The sequence below is a fragment of the Vibrio sp. 10N.247.311.47 genome (assembly GCF_041467535.1).
Lineage (GTDB): Bacteria > Pseudomonadota > Gammaproteobacteria > Enterobacterales > Vibrionaceae > Vibrio > Vibrio crassostreae_C.
In genome coordinates this window covers 57,460-78,620 of record NZ_JBFSUR010000026.1, presented here as the reverse complement: position 1 = coordinate 78,620, position 21,161 = coordinate 57,460, and the positions used below count along the sequence as shown (strand labels likewise).

The 21,161-nt window shown below is 45.2% G+C and carries 15 protein-coding genes, 1 tRNA gene and 2 pseudogenes; 12 read left to right on the top strand and 6 right to left on the bottom strand.

What is annotated here, in order from left to right; all coding sequences use genetic code 11:
• The coding region (locus AB6E51_RS17105) for a VCBS domain-containing protein (protein ID WP_372140017.1) at nt 1-2,755 on the bottom strand (2,755 nt) is incomplete at its 3' end.
• A 233-nt stretch (nt 2,756-2,988) separates the two neighbouring features.
• On the opposite strand from AB6E51_RS17105, the gene AB6E51_RS17100 reads away from it, so the two are divergent.
• The 5 genes from AB6E51_RS17100 to AB6E51_RS17080 all read left to right on the top strand — a co-directional run bounded on the left by AB6E51_RS17100 (nt 2,989) and on the right by AB6E51_RS17080 (nt 10,549).
• Nucleotides 2,989-3,453, top strand: coding sequence for a hypothetical protein (locus AB6E51_RS17100; RefSeq protein ID WP_017064449.1), 465 nt, complete (start codon nt 2,989-2,991; stop codon nt 3,451-3,453).
• A 99-nt stretch (nt 3,454-3,552) separates the two neighbouring features.
• A complete protein-coding gene (locus AB6E51_RS17095; RefSeq protein ID WP_372058990.1) occupies nt 3,553-4,980 on the top strand; it encodes a TolC family protein in 1,428 nt (475 codons plus the stop codon).
• Nucleotides 4,981-4,990: 10 nt separating this feature from the next.
• Entirely contained in the window at nt 4,991-6,733 is a 1,743-nt protein-coding gene (locus AB6E51_RS17090; RefSeq protein ID WP_372058986.1) for an efflux RND transporter periplasmic adaptor subunit, read from the top strand.
• Nucleotides 6,730-9,873, top strand: coding sequence for an efflux RND transporter permease subunit (locus AB6E51_RS17085; protein WP_372058984.1), 3,144 nt, complete (start codon nt 6,730-6,732; stop codon nt 9,871-9,873). Before AB6E51_RS17090 ends, AB6E51_RS17085 begins: the two co-directional genes overlap by 4 nt.
• A gap of 106 nt (nt 9,874-9,979) precedes the next feature.
• Nucleotides 9,980-10,549, top strand: a complete 570-nt coding sequence (locus AB6E51_RS17080) for a copper-binding protein (RefSeq protein WP_372140015.1) — start codon at nt 9,980-9,982, stop codon at nt 10,547-10,549.
• A gap of 126 nt (nt 10,550-10,675) precedes the next feature.
• Here the strand turns inward: AB6E51_RS17080 and AB6E51_RS17075 are convergent, their stop codons facing one another.
• Entirely contained in the window at nt 10,676-10,933 is a 258-nt protein-coding gene (locus tag AB6E51_RS17075; RefSeq protein WP_102428568.1) for a hypothetical protein, read from the bottom strand.
• A 325-nt stretch (nt 10,934-11,258) separates the two neighbouring features.
• Nucleotides 11,259-11,333, bottom strand: a tRNA-Gly gene (locus tag AB6E51_RS17070).
• Nucleotides 11,334-11,858: 525 nt separating this feature from the next.
• Between AB6E51_RS17070 and AB6E51_RS17065 the strand changes: the two genes are divergently transcribed.
• The 6 genes from AB6E51_RS17065 (at nt 11,859) to AB6E51_RS17040 (ending at nt 17,259) form a co-directional block, all read left to right on the top strand.
• Nucleotides 11,859-13,022 (top strand): threonine/serine exporter family protein, encoded by a 1,164-nt coding sequence (locus tag AB6E51_RS17065; RefSeq protein WP_004731486.1) that lies wholly within the window; start codon nt 11,859-11,861, stop codon nt 13,020-13,022.
• Nucleotides 13,023-13,201: 179 nt separating this feature from the next.
• On the top strand, nt 13,202-13,540 hold the full coding sequence (locus AB6E51_RS17060) for a zinc ribbon domain-containing protein YjdM (protein WP_004731484.1): 339 nt from the start codon (nt 13,202-13,204) through the stop codon (nt 13,538-13,540).
• Nucleotides 13,541-13,639: 99 nt separating this feature from the next.
• On the top strand, nt 13,640-14,062 hold the full coding sequence (locus tag AB6E51_RS17055; RefSeq protein WP_017067098.1) for an N-acetyltransferase: 423 nt from the start codon (nt 13,640-13,642) through the stop codon (nt 14,060-14,062).
• 46 nt (nt 14,063-14,108) lie between these two features.
• Nucleotides 14,109-14,561 carry a GNAT family N-acetyltransferase gene (locus AB6E51_RS17050; protein ID WP_102333475.1) on the top strand — a complete coding sequence of 151 codons (453 nt, stop codon included), beginning with the start codon at nt 14,109-14,111 and terminating at the stop codon, nt 14,559-14,561.
• 140 nt (nt 14,562-14,701) lie between these two features.
• Entirely contained in the window at nt 14,702-16,063 is a 1,362-nt protein-coding gene (locus AB6E51_RS17045) for a DUF1800 family protein (RefSeq protein ID WP_017081500.1), read from the top strand.
• Between the two features lie 8 nt (nt 16,064-16,071).
• The gene (locus AB6E51_RS17040; RefSeq protein WP_102333476.1) at nt 16,072-17,259 is read left to right on the top strand and encodes a DUF1501 domain-containing protein; all 1,188 of its coding nucleotides are present in this window, start codon (nt 16,072-16,074) and stop codon (nt 17,257-17,259) included.
• 68 nt (nt 17,260-17,327) lie between these two features.
• Here the strand turns inward: AB6E51_RS17040 and AB6E51_RS17035 are convergent.
• A pseudogene (locus AB6E51_RS17035) lies at nt 17,328-17,939 on the bottom strand (LysE family translocator).
• Nucleotides 17,940-18,041: 102 nt separating this feature from the next.
• Here AB6E51_RS17035 and AB6E51_RS17030 point away from each other — a divergent pair.
• Nucleotides 18,042-18,926: pseudogene (locus AB6E51_RS17030) on the top strand (LysR family transcriptional regulator).
• A gap of 63 nt (nt 18,927-18,989) precedes the next feature.
• Here the strand turns inward: AB6E51_RS17030 and AB6E51_RS17025 are convergent.
• The gene (locus AB6E51_RS17025) at nt 18,990-19,934 is read right to left on the bottom strand and encodes an ADP-ribosylglycohydrolase family protein (protein WP_102333479.1); all 945 of its coding nucleotides are present in this window, start codon (nt 19,932-19,934) and stop codon (nt 18,990-18,992) included.
• A gap of 192 nt (nt 19,935-20,126) precedes the next feature.
• Entirely contained in the window at nt 20,127-21,053 is a 927-nt protein-coding gene (locus tag AB6E51_RS17020) for an amino acid ABC transporter permease (RefSeq protein ID WP_372058983.1), read from the bottom strand.
• Nucleotides 21,054-21,161: the final 108 nt, after the last annotated feature.

Below are 21,161 nucleotides of genomic sequence, written 5' to 3'. Positions count from 1 at the left end.
CATTGGCATCAATAGTCAGGTCACCGTTGGTACCGGAAATGGAATCGGGTGTGAAGGTATTATCTGGATTATCCACGTCAGTACTGGTTAGCGTACCTGAGGTAGTTACCGCTTTGTCGGTTTCATCGATGGCGACGGTCGCACTGCTGACAGTAGCGGCGTCGTTAGTGCCGTTAATCGTCACTTTGACCGTTGACGTTGTGCCATCAATAGACGACACCGTGAAGGTTTCTTCAACTTTATCGCCGACGTTTAATTGGTTAAACGCACTGTTGGCGGTGAACGACCAATGACCATTGGCATCAATAGTCAGGTCACCGTTGGTGCCAGTAATTGAATCCGGTGTGAATGCATTATCTGGATTATCTACGTCGGTACTGTTCAATGTTCCTGATGTCGTTACCGCTTTGTCGGTTTCATCGATGGCGACGGTCGCACTGCTGACAGTAGCTTTATCATTGGTGCCATTGATCGTCACTTTTATGGTCGACGGTGTGCCATCGATGGATGACACCGTGAAGGTTTCTTCGACTTTATCGCCGACGTTCAATTTATTAAACGCGCTGTTGGCGGTGAACGCCCAATGACCATTGACATCAATGGTGAGGTCGCCATTTGTGCCTGCAATGGAACCTGGCGTGAAGGTATTGTCTGGGTTATCCACGTCAGTACTGGTTAGCGTACCTGAAGCCGTTACCGCTCTGTCGGTTTCATCGATGGCAACGGTCGTGCTACTGACAGTAGCGGCGTCGTTAGTGCCGTTAATCGTCACTTTGACCGTTGACGTTGTGCCATCAATAGACGATACAGTGAAGGTCTCTTCGACTTTATCGCCGACGTTCAATTGATTAAACGCACTGTTGGCGGTGAACACCCAATGCCCATTAGCATCAATAGTCAGGTCACCATTGGTGCCAGTAATCGAATCCGGTGTAAACGCATTATCTTGATTATCCACGTCGGTACTGGTCAATGTTCCTGAAGTCGTTACTGCTTTGTCGGTTTCATCTATACTGACCGTTGCTGTACTGACCGTCGCTTTATCGTTGGTGCCATTGATATAAACATTAAGTTCAAATACCGATCCATCTTTTGTATGTATTTTAAAGCGCTCGGTTAGCGTGTCGCCATTATTCAGTTGTTCTATATTCGGATTGTTATTGTTAGCAATGTAAGACCAAGTGCCTTGACTCGTAAGTTTTAATTCGCCATAAGCCCCATGTAGATTCTCAGGCAAAAATGTTGATTCGTTGAAGTCTTTATCATCAACATGTAATTGACCGCCGGTATGTAAATGGCCATTTTGCACATTTACATCCTCATATATGGTTTTCCCCAGTCCCGAAGGAGGTGCACTAATATTTGCCTTTGAGGGGAGGTGTGGAGATTGACTGCTTACTACTGGATTATCATTAGTGCCTCTCACGTTGATAGTTACGTTGTGAGGTGTACCGTCGGCAGAGTGAACAGTGACGATGTCTGTCGCAGTTGAACCTTGGCCAAGTCTTTGAACTACTGGGTTATTGTTGTCTAAATTGTATGTCCACGCACCGTCTTTGGTGATGCTTAGCGTACCGAAATTGCTAGTTACTTGTGATGCCTGAAAATGATCTTCTCCAAGATCAGAGTCCGTTACCGAAAGCTGCCCTTGAACTTGTGTCGTTAAATCTTCAGTTAACGTGCCAGCATCCATACCCGTAATTACGGCATTGTCATCGTTGCCACCTATTGTCATATCGATCGTTTGCGGTGTGCCATCTTTGGTGTGAATTGTGAAACTTTCATGCAGTGAAGTGGCTGCGGTTAAAGCTTGAACATTAGAGAGCGAGTTATCAACTTGATACTGCCAATGTCCATCAGCATCGATAGTTAATGAACCATATTTACCTGAGATAACTTCCGGCGTAACCGAACTTTCATTTTGGTCAGGGTCTATGACATCGATTTTGCCGTTCGCATGTAACAAGCCTTGTGAATCAATATTGTGATCTTCTGTTACCACACCTGTTAAGTCTCCAGAAATATTTGGCGTGTCTTGCTTACCTGTTACCGGTATCTGAACAATGATGCTCGAGCCATTAGATAGATGTAACGCAAAATGATCAGTACATGGTTGGTGCTGGTTTAACAGGATGTATTGAGGAGAATTTGGATTCAATACGAATGTGTATTGACCATTTGCATCAACATGAAGCTCTCCGTACGTACCTTTTATGACTTCTGGCATAAAGGTGACGGGTAAAGCGGGTGTCGTCGGCGCATTTGAATTAGTCGGCTGACCGTTACTTCCTGAGGAGATAGTCGGCATCGATACCGAAGGAATGTAATGGACTTGCGGGTGAGAAAGCGTCGACAAATGATGAGAAGGAACCAAGTTAGAGCTCGAACCATGGGCGGCATGACTTGCACTTAAGGTTGAGTTTACGTCGTTGTCACTCGCCTGAGCGTCTTGGAGAGCAACCGCTGATGAGTCCGCCTTGCTATGGTCATCGGTGACATCTTTTTCGGTCACGTTATTTGCGGTTACTTGATCTGCAGCGTCGCTGGCATTGTCTATACTTTCTGCAGCAGCGTGTTTAGCCAATGATGGCAAAATCATCATGAGTGACTGAAAAAGTGGGATATTCACTTTTAGATGTGAATGCAGTCTGCGCTTCTTTTTTTGTGTTGGTTTCTTTTGTTCTAGCTTGTTACTTTTCTTATTTTTGATTTCTGTATTTTTCTTGTTTGCTTCGACGTTTTTTTTGTTAGCCATTTTTATCATCCGTGAATCGTGGTTGCACTATCTTAAGTAAAATACACAGATAGAGGTTTCGCTAGCTAATTGGATAATTTTTAAAGAAAAAACTGCAAAGTCGAAGAATTATCTCATTTTGATGAAAGAGAGGATGAATACTTTTTCAACGGTCAGGCAAATATCGGCACAATGGCATTGACCTTACCCTAAGGGTAACGTTTATAGTTGCGGTGTAAATTCAAAGGTAAGCTATGACAAACACATTCCGAAAAACTTGGATTATTGTTTTCAGCATCATTGCGATGTTGATGTCTAGCTATGCCTCAAGCTCCTCAGCCTTGATGACTGAAGTAATGATGATGGAAATGGGGTCGAGCAAGTCGGCTTGTTACCACAGCGATACTTCGGTTAATGATTCAATGGCGGGGTGTCATGTGATGAGTGAAGAAGTACACGCTGAAGACTCTAACATGAGTGCCCATGCTTTGATGGCTCAATGCGATATGTCTTCAATGAGCGAAGACGGTAGCTCGATGATGGGTAACCATTGTTCGAGTGTCGATTGCTGTGCCTCAATGTGTTCTGCAAGTCCCTATCCAATTCAGGCTGTTCAAGCCGTTGATCAACTTTCCTTTTCATTAGCTCGTTTTCAATCGGTCACGATTGGCCAGAAAGTCGCACGCGCTCAATCTTTGCTACGCCCACCTTCCGCATAAATCTATATCTAAAAATACAGCTCTATCAGTTAGATAAATCTGATAAGCCATTCTTTTTTATGCGCTAATTAGCGTTAGATATGGACATTCATTGTGAATATGAAACCAACAACCTCTGTGTTTGTCATGAACACGAGCTTAGTGGTTGCTGCTACCTTGCCTATGGCCTTGTTTTCAAGTGCTACGCTCGCGGCTACCACGGCGTCAGCTTCAAATGCTCAACACATTTCAGCACATGACCAAGCAAGCTCGACGCAGCAACTCAATACACTGATTGAGATTGCTTTAAGCGAAGATGGAAATCGCAAACAGTACTTTGCTCAGTCTCAAGCGATGCGAGAAACGGGCATTGCCAGCTCGACCTTAATGGATCCTAAATTAAAAGTTGGATTTGGCGGTTTGCCTGTCGATAGTTTTCAATTCGACGAAGACCCGATGACCAATATATCGGTAGGGTTGATGCAGCAGTTTGAGCGTGGCGATACGCTTAACCTTCAACAAAAAAAGGCAGGCCAACAGGCAGATGCTTTAGCTTTGCAGGTGCAAGCAAGAGAATTGACGGTTGCGAATAGCATGACGCAGCTTTGGCTTAAGTTAGGTTATCAGCAAAAGGCTGAGTCGGTGATTCGTCAAAATCGTCGTTTGTTGGTTGAGCTTGAAAACTATGTACAAACCAATTACTCGATTGGTAAAAGCGAAGCGCAAGATCTGCTTAATGCTCAGCTCCAAGTGAGCAAGCTTGATGAGAAACTTCAGGCAAACCAGCAGGTTCAGCGTCGTCTAATCTCTCAGCTTTCTGAATGGTTGGGTTCTGATTGGCTAGGCTCTCAGGTTCTTGATTCTCAGGGCACACTGAATGCAACTAACCAAATCGATTGGTCATTGTTGGAAAGCAAATTAGCGACCAATATCGATTCAACCAAGCACTACCAGCTACTGACTGACCATCCTTTGGTTAAGATCTCCGATGTCAGTATTTCCTCCAATCAAACTCAGGTCGAGTTAGCCGAGCAAGCTTATACCCCGCAGTTTGGGGTGGAAGTGATGTATGCACACCGTCAAGCCAATAACATGGCGGGTGAACCAGCTTCTGATCTGGTGAGTGCTTATCTGACAGTCGACATCCCGCTGTTTACAGGGAACCGACAAGATAAAAACTTATCGGCTGCTCAGTATCAAGTTGGTGCGGCTAAATCTCAAAAAGACACCTTACTTTCCCAAATGAACGCGCAAGTGAACGCATTGCTGGTGGACAGATCAAATCTGATCCAGCGATTAGATCGCTATCAAACGTCCTTGCTTCCTCAAACTGCAGCACGAATCAGTGCGGTTGAGAGGGGCTATCAAAACAATACCGCTCAGTTTAACGATGTCATTTTAGCAACGACCGATGAGCTGGCGCTTAAGTTAGAGCAACAACGTTTGATCACCGATCTCAACATCGTTAACAGCAAACTGGCGGCGTTAGTCAGTGGCTTTGAATACCAAGTAAATCAACCACAGCTTGTAACCACAGAGAATCAGTAAGGGATAGATAATGAGTTCAGTAAAAGTAGCAACAATCGCTTTATTGGTCGGTGGTGCATTGGGTTTTGGTGTGAACCATTTTCTGATTAATCCAGCACACGACATGTCAGCAATGGCAACGAGTACAGGCGCAGATGTAAGTAAACAGGCCAGCGATGAGCCTTTGTATTGGGTAGCTCCGATGGACCCAAATTATCAGCGTGATAAGCCGGGCCAGTCGCCAATGGGGATGGATCTTATCCCTGTGTATGCAGACGATGTGAACGGCGGAGCTAAAGATAAGCCCGGAACCGTGTTTATTGATTCTTCCGTGGAAAATAACCTTGGCGTGAAAACCGCACAAGTCACACGAGAAGCGCTATCACCGCGCATTGAAACCGTGGGTTATGTGGCGTTCGATGAAAGTACATTGTGGCAAACCAACGTAAGAGCAGCTGGTTGGGTTGAGAAGCTCTACATCAACGCAGTGGGTGAGAAGGTAAACAAAGGTGATGTACTTTTCACACTCTATTCTCCAGAGCTTGTTAAAGCACAAGAAGAGTTGATCAGTGCTTATAAAACGGGTCGTAAAGGTTTGATCAAGGGCTCGACTGAACGCTTGGTCACCCTAGGTGTAGATAAAGCGCAGATACGATCCATCGCTCGTAAAGGGAAAGCCTCGCAAACCATCGAAATCAAAGCGCCTGCGGATGGTGTCATCGCTAGCCTGAATATTCGAGAAGGTGGTTATCTTTCACCTGCACAAGCGGTGATCAGTGCTGGCCCATTAGGCGAGGTATGGGTTGATGCTGAGGTGTTTGAGCGCCAAGCACACTGGATCTCATCAGGCAGCAATGCCGAAATGACACTGGATGCGATTCCCGGTAAGGAGTGGCAGGGCAACGTCGATTATGTCTACCCAATTCTGGACCCGAAAACTCGAACCTTGCGCGTTCGTTTGAAGTTCTCCAATCCCCATGGCGAGCTTAAGCCAAATATGTTTGCAAATATTGCGCTGAAACCCATTAGTGATGAAGCGGTTCTTACTATCCCAAGATCTTCGGTGATTCACTCCGGTGGTATGACTCGAGTGGTGATGTCAGAAGGTTCTGGCAAGTATCGCTCTGCTCGTATTGAGGTTGGTCGTGAAGCTGGCGAAAAAATAGAGGTGCTTCAAGGGCTAGAGCAAGGTGAGAGTATTGTCACTTCTGCACACTTCATGTTGGATTCTGAATCGAGCCAATCAGCTGATCTGTCACGCATCAATGGTGTTGAGGAAGAAGCGGAAACCGTATGGGCAAACGGTGAAATTTCCGATGTTATGCAAGGCAGCCGTATGGTGACGATTAACCATCAGCCTGTTCCAGAATGGGATTGGCCGGGCATGGTGATGAATTTCACGTTTGCGGAAGGCTTAGACATGAGTGACGTGCAACGTGGTAAGGCGATTGATTTTGAGATGAGAAAGACAGAGTCAGGGCAGTACGAGGTTGTTGATTACAAGGTCAACAAACACAAGATCGCAGGCGAAGTTTGGGTAACGGGTGAAATCACTATGTTGATGGCTGATTTTGGCATGATCACTGTAAAACATCAGCCAGTCCCAGAGTGGAATTGGAAAGCGGGTGAAATGAATTTCCAAGCCAGTGATGACCTTGATTTATCTGAGTTTTCCGAGGGTCAAACCATTCAGTTTCTAGTGGCGAAGCAAGGTTCTGATTACGTGCTCAAATCTCTCGAACCGACGAATAGCACGGGTGAGGGCGAACTATGATCAATGCAATCATTCGCTGGTCTATTAGCAATCGCTTCTTAGTGCTGGTTGCCACTGTAGCCATCGTATTTGGCGGCTTATACAGCGTTAAAAATACACCTGTCGATGCCATTCCTGATTTGTCAGATGTTCAGGTGATCATCAAAACCAGTTATCCGGGGCAAGCGCCGCAAGTGGTCGAGGATCAGGTGACTTATCCATTAACCACCGCCATGTTAGCTGTACCGGGTGCTGAAACGGTTCGTGGCTACTCGTTCTTTGGCGATTCGTATGTCTATATCATCTTCAATGATGATACTGATATGTATTGGGCGCGTTCTCGCGTGTTGGAATACTTAAGCCAAGTGGCGCCTAATTTGCCATCAAGTGCTAAGCCAACATTAGGGCCAGATGCAACCGGTGTGGGTTGGGTTTACAGCTATGTATTGCAAGACAAAACTGGTCAGCACGACTTAGCGGAACTCCGTAGCCTGCAAGATTGGTTCTTGAAGTACGAGCTACAAACCGTAGATGGTGTATCTGAAGTCGCGACCGTTGGCGGTATGGTGAAGCAGTATCAAGTGCAGATTGATCCGGCCAAATTACGTGCTTATGACCTAACGCTTCAACAGGTCAACAAAGCAATCCAAGATGGTAATCAAGAAACCGGTGCGTCTGTTGTTGAGATTGCGGAAGCCGAGCACATGGTTCGTACGACGGGTTACCTGACAAGCATTGAAGACATTCAATCTTTGCCGCTAAAAGTGACTGACAAAGGTACTCCTTTGTTATTGGGCGACATTGCTGACATTAACCTTGGCCCACAAATGCGTCGTGGTATCTCGGAACTCAATGGTGAGGGCGAGGCGGTTGGCGGCGTTATCGTGATGCGCTTTGGTGAAAATGCCAGTGAAGTGATCGACTCGGTTAAATCCAAACTCGCTGAACTGCAAGCTGGCTTGCCTGATGGTGTTGAGATTGTCGCGACTTATGACCGTTCGACTTTGATTGATTCAGCCGTTGAAAACCTTTGGAAGAAGCTGGCTGAAGAGTTCATCGTGGTCGCCGTGGTGTGTGCGCTGTTCTTGTTCCATATCCGCTCATCACTGGTTATCGCACTAAGCCTGCCTGTTGGTATCTTGGGTGCATTCATTGTGATGCATTGGCAGGGTATTAACGCCAATATCATGTCTCTTGGCGGTATAGCGATTGCGATTGGCGCCATGGTGGATGGTGCCATCGTGATGATCGAGAACGTTCATAAACACATTGAACGGACTCCGCTCACTGACAAAAACCGTTGGCAAGTGATTGGTAAGGCAGCAGAAGAAGTTGGCGCGCCGCTGTTCTTCTCTCTGATTATCATTACCTTGAGTTTTGTGCCTGTGTTCGCGCTAGAAGGGCAAGAGGGCAAGATGTTCTCGCCACTTGCGTTTACCAAGACGTATGCGATGGCCGCAGCGGCGGGTTTGGCTATCACGCTTGTGCCTGTGCTAATGGGTTACTTCATTCGCGGTAACGTGTTGCCTGAACACAAAAACCCAGTAAACCGAAGCCTAGTGGCGATGTATAAACCGCTTCTGAACCTCAGCCTCAAGTATCCCAAGGTGATGATTGTTATCGCACTTGGCTTAATGGCGTCTGCTTATTACCCAACCAGTAAGCTTGGTAGTGAGTTCATTCCTCCTTTGGATGAAGGGGATTTGATGTACATGCCAACCACGTATCCGGGCATCTCAATTGGTAAAGCGCGTGAGTTGTTGCAACAAACCAACAAACTCATCAAAACCATTCCAGAAGTCGAAACCACGTGGGGCAAAATTGGTCGAGCAGAGACAGCAACCGATCCTGCGCCACTGACTATGATTGAAACGGTTATTCAGCTTAAACCGCGAGATCAGTGGCGTGACGGTGTCACTACGGAGTCTCTGCGTAAAGAGTTTGATGATCTGATTCAGTTCCCAGGTTTAACCAATGCGTGGGTTATGCCAATCAAGACTCGGATCGACATGTTAGCGACCGGTATTAAAACGCCAATCGGAATCAAAATAGCAGGGCCAGATCTGAGTGTTATAGAGGACATTGGCTCTCAGCTCGAACCTATCTTAAATGGTGTTAGCGGTACGGCTTCTGTGTATGCCGAACGTGTGGCTGGTGGTCGCTATGTCACGATAGACATCAAACGTCGTTCTGCTGCGCGATATGGCTTGAGCATTAAAGAAGTGCAACAGGTTATTTCGACTGCGGTTGGTGGCATGAACGTGGGTGAAACCGTTGAGGGGCTAGAGCGTTATCCAATCAATGTTCGTTATCCACAAAGCTATCGTGATTCTGTCGTTAAGTTACAGAACCTACCGTTAGTGACACCAAACGGTGCTCGTATCGCGCTTTCTGATGTCGCGGATATTCGATATGAAGATGGCCCTCCGATGATCAAAACAGAGAATGCGCGTCCTAATGGTTGGGTGTTCGTGGATATCGAAGGGCGTGACCTTGGTTCTTATGTGGCAGAGGCACAAAAAGTCGTTACAGATCAAATTGTTTTGCCTGCGGGTTACTCACTGGCTTGGTCTGGTCAATACGAGTACATGGAACGCGCCAAAGATCGCTTAAGTGTGGTCGTGCCTATCACCATTGCCATCATTATGTTGCTGCTGTATTTGAGCTTCCGCCGTGTCGGTGAAGTGATGATGATCATGCTGACATTGCCACTCGCAATGGTGGGTGGTTTATGGCTGATGCATGTCCTCAATTACAACTTCTCGATTGCGGTGGGTGTGGGCTTTATCGCCCTTGCCGGGGTAGCTGTTGAGATAGGCGTCATTATGTTGGTCTACCTAAACCAAGCATGGCACTACAAAAAATTGGATGCGGAGCAGAACCAGCAAGCACTTCAGAGTGAAGACTTAACGGATGCGATTCGTGAGGGTGCAGGACTGCGTGTTCGCCCAGTGATGATGACAGTACTTACGGTGATCATTGGCCTCATTCCAATTATGTATGGCGAGGGAACGGGCTCTGAAGTGATGCAGCGAATTGCCGCGCCGATGATAGGCGGAATGGCGTCGGCACTGTTGCTTACCCTACTGGTGTTGCCTGCAATCTTTAAGCTCTGGAAACAGCGTGAGATTATGCATAGCCAAAACGAGACAAACAAATAACGTATTGATTATTAGCCCTTACTTACCAAAACAGAGTGAGTAAGGGCGTACCACATGAACATTTGAAACTAACAAATAAATAACTGAATTAATCTAAGGAACGATCATGAAAAAGACACTTATTGCGATTGCACTGACGTTAACTACTGCAACGGCTTTTGCTGAAATGGACCATTCGAATATGGACCATTCGAATATGGACCACTCGATGATGAAGAGTGGAGAGATGGATCATTCAAAAATGGATCACAGCATGATGAAGGATGGAAAGATGGACCATTCGATGATGAATATGGAAGGCATGTCTGAAGTGGGTATGCCTGCGACAGGCGCAAAGCCGGATAAAGTGGTTCATGTTCTGCTAAGTGACGATATGAAAATTACCTTTAAGAACAAGGTCGAAATTGAGCCGAACGATGTGGTGCAGTTCGTTGTGATGAATACGGGCAAGATTGATCACGAATTCTCGATTGGTTCTGCTTCAGAGCAGCTAGAGCACCGTGAAATGATGAAAAACACGGGTAATCACGCCCATGACTCGGGTAGCACAGTTACAGTTAAGCCGGGTAAAGCGAAGCAATTGCTGTGGCATTTCTATGGTGATAATAACGTAGAGTTAGCGTGCAATATCCCTGGTCACGCTGAAGCGGGTATGGTGAAGTCGTTAACGCTTTAGACGTTAATCAATAGCGCTTTGTTGAATTAGAAATTCAATGAGGGCTAGAAAATTAAAGATAAGTCTTAACTTATACCTAAAGCGCTTTGCTGTGAGGGATTCGCTGAGGCTTATCTTTATTTATAGTCACTGTAGCAAGATAGAAGTTTCAAGCAGATGGTGTGCTTCGCCGCTCAGATGCGGTAGCTCTGCCATGATCTTTTTAAACTTGTCATCGATTGACTCTGCTTCATTCAGCGATCGAAAAGCCAGTACAGCCTGTTCAGGCTCGCTGTTCACATAACCTTTCAATGTATCTAGCTGAATTTTATTGGCATTTTCAACTTTTGCTAACGCGACATTAATTGCTTCGATGTTAATTGTTAACTCATTGATTTTAAACATTTTTATTATTTTGTGGGTTGTTGCTAATGCGCGCACATTACCACAATGATTTTTGCAGATATTGACCAAGATTATTAAATTGGAACAATTTTGAAAATCATTAAAAGCTGAACTGCAATGTGTGATTTGGATAGGTGTCAGAAATACGAAGCAATTTAAGGAGTTAATAGCTTTGGTTGGTCACTTAGCGTTGATTCGTCAATCTAAGCTTAAATAAAATAAGTTTAGTCAGTATAGATTTAATGATTATGGACTTAGCAAACGGCGAAAATTTTTGAATAGGGTGTCGCTGGAAGAAAGTGCGTAATGAAGCTTAAGGAGAAGTTGGAGCGTGCAGCGGGAATCGAACCCGCATCATCAGCTTGGAAGGCTGAGGTAATAGCCATTATACGATGCACGCACATCGTCTTAACGAGTTTGATAATGCCACATCTAACTGAAAACGAAACCTTTTTCTTTCATTTTTATTCTAAGTGCTCGCATAACCACCACTCCGCTAGTTTTTCCATCATGTTCGGCGCTTTCAGAGTGAATAAAACGTGACTAAAATCTCGTTAAAAGGAGGGCGAGAAATATTAGTAGATGTCATGCTGCTTTTTGCGATAAATCCGAGTCAATTTATAAACACGCTTTGGTGGTGCTTAGTTGTCATAAATCTCATGAAAATTAAGGAATTTGGAGTGTTAACATAAACTGATTTTTATTTGTGTTTTGGCGTCCACTAATAACAATCTGAATGCATAAATTTAACTTATCAGCCTGTCAAAACATTCAGTAAACTAATCCCAAATGAGTAGAGTTATAGGCACTTATAAGCCTTTGCAGAAAAAAGTAACGAGTTCAGTTGATAATTCACGCAAAAGTCTCGTCATTCCGTCTATCGTTTGGTACATTTGCCGCACATTTTGTCTCCCCTAAAATTCCCATGCCTTCTCAGTTCCGAATTAACAAAATTGTTGAAATTGGTGACACTCTTCACCGCAGTGGTTGTGCTCCTTACAAGCTAGAGAAATACACTCAATTCTATGCAAAAAAGCATGGTGTGGATGTGATGATCCAAGCAACGCCAACTGCGATTAACTATCAATTTCCAGACGATAACAACGCCGTTATTCTTAAGCGTCTAAAGCCTGCGTCAATTAACCTGAGTTTGTTGGCCAATACGATCATTCGTATTAACCAGCCAAGCAGTGAGCCTGTACCAGAACCTGTCGGTTACTCAAAATTTGTGACTGCACTTGCCAATATGGGTATTCCGCCTGCTTATTTGATGCTGGTGGGCAGTACGTTGGAAGCGGTGGGCTTTTCTGCGTTATTGGGTTTGATGGTGTGGGTATGTCAGCAAGTTCTTCATTCACGTCGTGCTATCGCGGTTGAGTTCATCTCGGCACTGCTAACCGGTATCTTCGTGGCGTTTCTGGCGAGCACAGGGTTGCCGATTCCGGTGTGGGCGTTGTGTATCGCCTCGATTGTCTTGTTTGTCCCCGGGTTATCCATAGCTAACGCATTAGAATGTTTGGCGTTTAATGACTTGGTTTCTGGTACCAGCTTGCTAGGGCAGAGCGCCTTAACCCTGATTAAGCTGTTTGTCGGGATTATCATGGGGCTCAACATCGGTGAAGCGATATGGGGACAAGCGGTCTCCATCGACTATACCAACGCGGTACCGATGTGGATGCACATATCTGGCTTGGTGCTGATCTCTGTGTCTATCGGTGTGATGTTCAATGCTCGCCCTAAAGACATCTTACTTGGTTTGCCAGTTGCCGTTCTCGGTATGTGGGGCCCATTCTATCTAGGTTTTGATAGTGGTTGGGTTGTCGGCACTTGGGTGACGACGGTTCTTATTACTTTGTACGGAACTTGGATTGCCAAGAAGATGGAGCTCACGGGTTCTATTTATATCGTGCAAGGGATCATCATCTTGGTTCCGGGTAGCCGAGTATTAGTGAGTGCCAGCCAGTCGGTGTTTGAACAATCGATTTTGCCTATCCCGAGTATTGGTTTATCGGCGTTATTCATGTTCTCGGCAATCGTGGCAGGGCAAATTACCGCTTACTCGATTTACTCACCAAAAGTCGAACGTTAAGCCGTTCCGCTTTTCAAACCTTTAAACAAACACAGCTTAGCGGCTGTGTTTGTTCGTTTTAGGTGCTGCTCTTTTTTGAAGACAATTAGCTCTCCGTAAAACTTGTTAGATTTATGCTCGCTAAGCCTGACAAGAGCCATTAAAATGGAACAAATTCTATTTAAATTAAGTATTAACGTATGTCTCTACCTCCTTGCCCGCAATGCCAATCTGAATATGTTTACCCAGACCAAAACAACCTAATCTGCCCTGAGTGCGCCTACGAATGGAACCCAGAAGAAGAGCGTTTAGAAAGAGAAGCCGCGCGTGTTAAGGACGTGAATGGCGTTGTATTGGAAAGTGGCGATAAAGTTACCTTCATTAAAGATCTAAAAATTAAAGGCAGTTCTAGCGTATTGAAAATTGGTACTAAAGCTGTGATTCGACGCATCAATGAAGGCAAAGATCACCAACTAGATTGCAAGCTGGATGGTGGCGGTGAAATGCTGGTTACGGCGAAGTACGTTAAGAAGCAGTAACCATTGTTTCAAATAATTGTCGTAAATCTTCAATAAGTTTAAGTCGCTTCTCGACATACTGATTCGCATATTAAAACGCAATAATTTTAGAGAATTAAGATGATTAGAGAGTACAACCCAGCTGATATTGAGGTCGTTTTAGATATTTGGTTAACCGCCTCGATCAAGGCGCATGACTTTGTGGCTCCTGAGTTCTGGGAGTCTCAAGTAGGTAATATGCGCGACATATACATTCCTGCATCAATAACTTACGTGTATCAAGTAGACGGTGAGGTTTGTGGCTTTTATTCGCTTTATGAAGGTATCTTAGCGGCGATATTTGTGAGCCCACAGCATCAAGGCTGTGGTGTTGGTAAGCAACTTATCCAACACGCGAAGCTTGAATGCCCGAATCTGTCTTTGAATGTGTATAAAGAGAACCAAGCGACCATTGAGTTCTACTTGTCTCAAGGTTTCTCTATTGTGAGCGAACAAACTGATGAGCACACAGGACATCAAGAATACACCATGCACTTATCTTAAGCTTGATAACTAAACCCGGTAGAAAAGTAACAGGAATCAACATCATATGGACATGGTTAAAGCTGCTCTTTCGCATTCAACAAGAGCTGCTCAGTCATCAGATTATGAATTTCTGTTCGAGCTTAAGAGGGCCGCTGAGTTCGAACCTATCAAGGCCGTATTTGGCTGGGATGAGCAGGTTCAACGAGATATACACGCTGAAGAGTGGGCAGAAGAACGGCCTGAAATCATTGAATATCAAGGTCAAGCGATTGGCAGTGTGTTGTTGCAAGACAAAGGCGAGTACTTCTATTTTTGCCGATTCTTCTTATTGCCTGAGTATCATGGAAAGGGCATCGGCAGCCAAGTACTGAAAGATTGCTTAACTAAGGCTGACAGCCTCAATAAACCCGTCGAACTTTGTTACCTGCAAGGTAATCGAGTTGGGGAGTTGTACTTGAGGTTTGGCTTTGAAATCACCTCGCAAAACGAGCAGTTTGTCTATATGTGGCGTAAATAGACACTCATTCAAAATGATCACACCGTGTCGGTAACTTGATAGGCACCTGACACTTATCTAACGTAAAACCTTGTAAAGCTCCCTATGCTTGATGACTAAGCGATTACACTTAGAAAAGATCGAGCGTAAGGGAGTGTGCAATGAATTATTACCCGACTTCAAAAATCGTGGGTGAACAAAGGTTTGGCTTTGGGCCCAAACTAGGTCAAACAACCTATTATTCTCCTGTAGAACAGTTGGATAAAAAGCCATTCGTTCACCAAGCTATACAAGACTTACCGAGTACTGAATCTACTCTGATTAAAGTAGGAGAGAATCGTGTACAACGAATGAAGGCCAAGGGTGACGAACAACAGATGCAAGCCACGAAGAAAGAAGCGCAGTCTTTTCTTCGAACGCAGTATCGACAACAAGCTCAAGCTCGCCACCTACAAAGTGTTGAAACTCCTTATGGTTTTCAAGAGCGCATCATTCAGTTTTGGAGCAATCACTTCGCCATCTCGGTCGATAATCGAAAACTGATGCCCTTGGCCGCCAGCATTGAAAACGATGTGGTTCGCCAGCATTGGAATGGTAACTTTGGCGAGATGCTGATGGCTTCTTCTAAACATCCTGCGATGCTTCTGTATCTCGACAATCAACTCTCGATTGGTCCCAATTCAAAAGTCGGAAAGCGCCGTAATAAGGGGCTCAATGAGAACCTCGCTCGTGAGATCTTAGAACTCCACACTCTTGGCGTTGACGGTTCTTATACTCAGCAAGATGTTATTGCTTTAGCAAAAGGCATTTCAGGCTGGGGCATTAAATTCAAATCTCCTGATGCTGGTTTTCGATTCGCTAATAATCTGCATGAGCCAGGAAGTATCACACTGCTTGGAAAGTCCTATTCTCAATCCGGGGTCTCGCAAGGAGAGTCGTGTTTAAAAACCTTAGCGACCCACAAAGACACTGCTGCGCACTTGGTTGATAAGCTTTGCCAGCATTTCATTGGCGACATATCTAAAGAACTCTCAGAGCAAATGGTTGCTGAATATCTGAAAGGCGAGGGAGATTTACTGCCTATCTATCGCTTGTTATTGAACAGCGCTGAGGCGAGTAAACCTAACCCTAATCGTTTTAGACCGCCGAAGGAGTGGCTGTTTGCCGTTCTTCGTAGTGCCGATATTTCTTTAAACGAGAAACAGGCATTCAATGCACTCAACAATTTAGGGCAGCCTCCTTTTAAACCGGGTTCACCTGCAGGCTGGTCGGATCAAGACAGAGACTACAATAGCCCTTCGGCGTTGACTCAACGTATGCAAGTTGCGAATAGGCTTGCGTCTGCTGCAATAAAATCGGCTAAAGCGTCAGGAGTTAAGCCGAAAGCGGTAGTGGATAAAGTGATCGCGGGTTTATATGGCGATGCTATTGATGAACACACCCAAATTGTATTGAACAAAGCCGACAGCGCTGCAATGCAACTTTCCCTGTTGTGGCTAAGTCCGCAGTTTCAATATCGTTAGGAGTGGGTATGAAAAAGTCAGATTGTTCTCAGAATAAAGCGCCACATAGTATTAACCGCCGCCAGTTCATGGGTATTGCGGCGGCTGTTGGCGTCAGTGCGATGCTGCCATTTCCAAGCTTTGCCAAAACAGGTTCAGACAATATCTTCATTTGGGTATCACTGCGTGGCGCGATGGATGGTTTAAATGTTGTAGTGCCGCATGCCGATCCGGATTACTCTAATTTGAGACCCAACATCGGATTAAAACCTGAACAGCTAGTGAAGTTGGATGATTTCTTTGGGCTCCATCCGTCCCTAAAGCAATGCCATCAATGGTATGAGAGTAACGAACTCAGCTTTGTACACGCTTGTTCAACCGCTTATCGCGAGCGCTCACATTTTGATGGACAGAAGATATTGGAGAATGGCACTTCCGACCCGTTTAACACCGTAGGGTGGATTAACCGTTTACTCACGTTGAGCTCAGAAAAATACGATGGAATAGCGATTGATTCGGGCTTACCACTCATCATGCAGGGCGAATCGACCGTTGCAAGTTGGTACCCAAACCGCTTAAAAACACGTGATAAACAAACGGAACTGCTGGAAGAGTTGTTTCAAAGTGACCAAATGCTGTCTTCAAACTTTGAAAGTGTCATGAAGATAGATCAACTGGTAGGCGACCAAGGTGTCGGCAAACAGTTTAAATCATTGATGGGTAAAACAGGCGACATATTGTCGGCTGATAACGGACCAAACATCGCAGCGTTAGAACTCGGTGGGTGGGACACTCACGCCAATCAAGGCAACGTAAATGGACGGTTGAGTAATCAGCTTAAAACTTTGGATGTTGGGTTAGCGGCTCTCAAAGCTTCACTAGGTGATCGTTGGCAGAAGACAGTGATCATTGCAGCCAGTGAATTTGGTCGAACAGCAAAAGAAAACGGCACCAAAGGCACCGACCATGGCACTGGCAACGTCATGTTTGTTGCGGGTGGTGCGCTGCCATCGTTGAAAGGAGCGGGTGGTAAGGTTATTACCAATTGGCCGGGCTTGAGCCAAAGCCAGCTATATGAAGGCCGAGACCTTAGTCCAACGACTGATATGCGTTCGGTTATCAAGGGTGTGCTCAACCGACATTTATCGATAGAAGTGAAACAACTCAACGCTATCTTCCCTGATAGTGCCGATATTAGACCGATGAATCTTGTTTAGAGTTTTACCAAGACCCAGTTAGATGCGATTCAGTCGTTTGAATCGCTCTCTATTTGTGACTCGCTTGTTTACGATTTAATCGCCAACAGTGCTCCGAACGTCACTAAGCCAAATCCACATGCTTGATTAAGCCTTTTCTTTGCTCTCAATAGATGCTTTTGCAATGTATTCGAAGTAAACAGCATAGCGACAACGCCAAACCATAAACCGTGAAGAACGATCATGTAAAGCCCATAGCCGAGCGCGACATGCTGGTTTTCTGCATCAGGTGAGATGACTTGGCTGAAGATGCTCAAAAAGAACAACATGGTTTTTGGGTTGAGCACGTTACATAAGAAGCCTTGGGCTAAATAGCGCCAAACACTGGTGCTTTGCTTTGCATCTTCCATCGGTGCAAGCTTGTTGTCCGCACTCAAGATACCTTTTAGCCCTAGATAAATAAGGTAGGTTGCACCTGCGTATCTAATCATGTCAAACAGCTACTCATTCTGTGAGATTAAGTAACTGATCCCAAGCATTGAATAACTGATGTGAGCACAAATCGCTAAACTCACACCGATTGCAGTCCAAATCCCTGCTTGTCTTCCTTGGTTGACACTGTTTTTCAAAACTAAAACGAAATCAGCGCCTGGGCTGATAACAATCAATAGTCCCAATACTGCTAGGATTAACCACTCCATAATGACTCCAACTCTTTATATTTGATGAGCCAGCATTGTATGGTTTTTTATTGCTGCCTATAATCGAAATGAATTCCACCTATCTGTGAGAAAAAATCACACATGAGACATTTGAAAGCATTTCATATTTTCCACGTAGCAGCGCATTCGAGTAGTTACAGTGAAGCGGCGGATAAACTCAATATCACACATGGCGCGGTGAGTAAGTAGATCAAGGTATTGGAAAATCACTTATCCCAAGTTTTGTTCTACAAACAGGGCAGGAATGTGTGTCTCACCAAAGAAGGGGAATTACTCAAAGGTTACACAGAGCAAGCGTTCCAAGCCTTGGAGACTGGAGTCCATAAGCTTAATCAGCTGAATCATCAAGCGTTGGAAGTTTCATGCGAACCCACATTGACCATGCGTTGGTTAATGCCTCGACTCGGTGATTTCTATAACGAATCCGGAATTGATGTTCGATTGTCTACCGCAGGTGGGCCTGTGACATTAGGCGCAACTGGATTAGATATGGCCATTCGCCGAGACGACTTCAACGTAACCGAGCATTACAAACAGATACCGTTAGTTGAAGAGTGGGTTGGCCCTGTGTTCTCGCCTGATTACTGGCAACAGGTCAAAGACAAGCTAGCCGATGTAAAATTACTGCACAGCAGCACGCGACCAAACGCTTGGAGCCACTGGGCATCCATCACCAAAGATAGTGAATTTGAACGCCGATTGGTGTCACAAACTATATCAAACCAGACCTTTGCACACTTCTATTTCTGCTTTCAAGCGGCTGTTGATGGGCTAGGAGCGGCTCTTGGTTCTTATCCATTGGTGGTTGATGATTTGAATAGAGGCAACTTAATCGCACCGTTCGGCTTTGTGCCTTCCGGTCATCAGTACATATTGCTCACGCAAGATAGCAACCATGAAGAGCCAGAAAGCCCGTTTGTTGTTTGGCTGAAGAATGAGTTATCGCAGTGTATTCCAACTTTATAGGAACGACATCCGACCTAGAAGTGTGCTTGTCTTATGTCAGGCTCTAGTTCGTTGTTGTGGAAATCACTCAATAGGCAAAGACAGCACACCGCCATTGAGTTCGACTTGTTTTAGCCATTCGGTTGGAATGCCTCCATCTTCCTCGTAGAAACACGCCGCTAATACCGCGCCAATTACAATTGCACGCCCGCAGCTATCGCCCCCACATAAAATGTTGTCGCGGATACCTTGTTTAAAGCTCTGAGCGCCAGCAATGATGCGAATCAGCAGCGGGAACGCGGCACTCAATTCGCAATGCAACCCGAACTTTTTCGCGGCATCTGTTATTGAAAGCTCAGGCGCTGAGAGGGCTTCATCGATTTGATCGTGTATAAACTTGCTGCAGGTTTGTCGTACCATCTCTACTGATTGTAATGGTGAATTGCCTTGTATCGCGGCTTGAATCAGTAGGGTGATGGCTTGTGCCCACTCTACCGCTTTATCATTATTATTAGTCACTCGTACCGCACTCTCTACCATTGCAGGTAAGGTGTGAGAGGTGTAAGTACACGCCACTAATGGAATGATCTTTGAGACTGCGGGGAGCTGTGTATCATCCGCGCCACAGGCAGTAATCGGGGCATTTGCCAATTCTAATTGATGGATGTTCAACAAGCTCATACGAGTCGCTTTATCAATATAGCCTCGCCAACTACCACCAAAATCAAACCAGAATCGGAAGTGCTTGATGTAGCTCGCTTCATCGTACTGTTGGTTGTCGACTAAACTGTCGACCATCGCCAATAGCTGAGCACCATATTGCGATTGCTCGCCTGCGGTTTTACCTTGGTGCGCAAAGTAGCCCTTGTCTTGGTAATCGAACTGATTCGGTGAGCGAAATTCTGGCTCAAAACCTGCTACGTGTAAGATCCTCTCTTGGTCATATAGCCAGTGCAGCCCCATTGAAGCAGCGTCTCCAACTAATGCGCCGACAACGGCGTAAAAAGCTCTTTCTTTATGATTGTCCATGTTGAGCGATGTCCTTGAGATGAATCAACGTAGTTCGATACGTTAAGTATAGTGATTAGCCGAGCATTTTGCTGTGTTTCTAAGAAGAAATATGAAGGAATAAATCCTGACTGATCAATAACTTAAATCAATCAGGTGAAATGGGTAAGGGTGATGAATAGCTGGGCGAGTCGGTACTTCTTATTAATGACGTTACTGATGGTTAAGGTAAGCACTAGAACGTTGCTCAATCACTTTGAACAGACGCGAAAGCACAAAGCATAAAGCAAAATATACGAAGCCTACAATCAGCCAGATCTCGAAGATCAAACCTGACGAGTTTGCCATTTCAGTACCAACGAAAGTCATCTCTTGGATAGAAATCAGAGACACAATCGACGTGTCTTTAACCAAAGAGATTGCTTGGCCAGCCAATGGCGGTGTGATGGCCGTTAATACTTGCGGGCCAACCACAAATCGATACTTAGGCAATGCCGATAAGCCGAGTGAATCGGCCGCTTCCCATTGGCCTTTTGGAATACTTTCTAAGCCAGCTCGAATCACTTCTGCGATGTAAGCCGAAGAGAGCAAACCGATACAGATAACACCAGACGCCAAGTTTTCCCAAAGGTTAGCAGGACCAAACAGAAAGGCTTGAACAGCGTTAATATCGCCGTTGTGTTCACGCAAGATACTTTCTAAACCAAGTAATGGAATCAGTTGGTTTGAAACGAAAAAATAGAATATGAAGACAAACACCAGCGGCGGAATATTTCGAACCAACTGGATAAAAATCAGTGCAGGGGTACGAAAGAAAGTGATTTTAGAGTGCCTTCCAACGCCAAGTAATGTACCAAAAGAGAGTGCTAACACCATACTCCAAACACTCAAGCGCAGTGTCGCGATCAAGCCTTGGAAAAAGTAAGGAATATTGCCTTGAGAAGGCGGAATGAAAATCAGGGTAAACGCATCTTCCCAGCGCCACTGGTAGTTAATACCAACAGCGGAACGATAATAAAGCCAGCCTGCAAACACACAAATGACAGCTAGTAACACGCCATCTAAAAGGTTAAGGCGTTGATACCAAGGCTTCATATGAACGTTGGGCTTAGGTGTTGTTAATGCGCTAGTACTACTCACGTCATTCCTGTTTAAACGATAATAATTGATGTGTTGTGAGAGGTGGCTATGAGGTCATAGCTATCTCGTTGTTTTTAACAAGGCAGCGCAAACAATGCACTGCCTCGA

Excerpts from the sequence above, each read along its gene's own strand:
- AB6E51_RS17100 (WP_017064449.1), top strand. The coding sequence starts at position 2,989 with ATGACAAACACATTCCGAAAAACTTGGATTATTGTTTTCAGCATCATT.
- AB6E51_RS17060 (WP_004731484.1), top strand. The coding sequence starts at position 13,202 with ATGTCTCTACCTCCTTGCCCGCAATGCCAATCTGAATATGTTTACCCA.
- AB6E51_RS17055 (WP_017067098.1), top strand. The coding sequence starts at position 13,640 with ATGATTAGAGAGTACAACCCAGCTGATATTGAGGTCGTTTTAGATATT.
- AB6E51_RS17050 (WP_102333475.1), top strand. The coding sequence starts at position 14,109 with ATGGACATGGTTAAAGCTGCTCTTTCGCATTCAACAAGAGCTGCTCAG.
- AB6E51_RS17045 (WP_017081500.1), top strand. The coding sequence starts at position 14,702 with ATGAATTATTACCCGACTTCAAAAATCGTGGGTGAACAAAGGTTTGGC.
- AB6E51_RS17065 (WP_004731486.1), top strand. The coding sequence starts at position 11,859 with ATGCCTTCTCAGTTCCGAATTAACAAAATTGTTGAAATTGGTGACACT.
- AB6E51_RS17040 (WP_102333476.1), top strand. The coding sequence starts at position 16,072 with ATGAAAAAGTCAGATTGTTCTCAGAATAAAGCGCCACATAGTATTAAC.
- AB6E51_RS17090 (WP_372058986.1), top strand. The coding sequence starts at position 4,991 with ATGAGTTCAGTAAAAGTAGCAACAATCGCTTTATTGGTCGGTGGTGCA.
- AB6E51_RS17075 (WP_102428568.1), bottom strand. The coding sequence starts at position 10,933 with ATGTTTAAAATCAATGAGTTAACAATTAACATCGAAGCAATTAATGTC.
- AB6E51_RS17080 (WP_372140015.1), top strand. The coding sequence starts at position 9,980 with ATGAAAAAGACACTTATTGCGATTGCACTGACGTTAACTACTGCAACG.
- AB6E51_RS17095 (WP_372058990.1), top strand. The coding sequence starts at position 3,553 with ATGAAACCAACAACCTCTGTGTTTGTCATGAACACGAGCTTAGTGGTT.
- AB6E51_RS17025 (WP_102333479.1), bottom strand. The coding sequence starts at position 19,934 with ATGGACAATCATAAAGAAAGAGCTTTTTACGCCGTTGTCGGCGCATTA.
- AB6E51_RS17085 (WP_372058984.1), top strand. The coding sequence starts at position 6,730 with ATGATCAATGCAATCATTCGCTGGTCTATTAGCAATCGCTTCTTAGTG.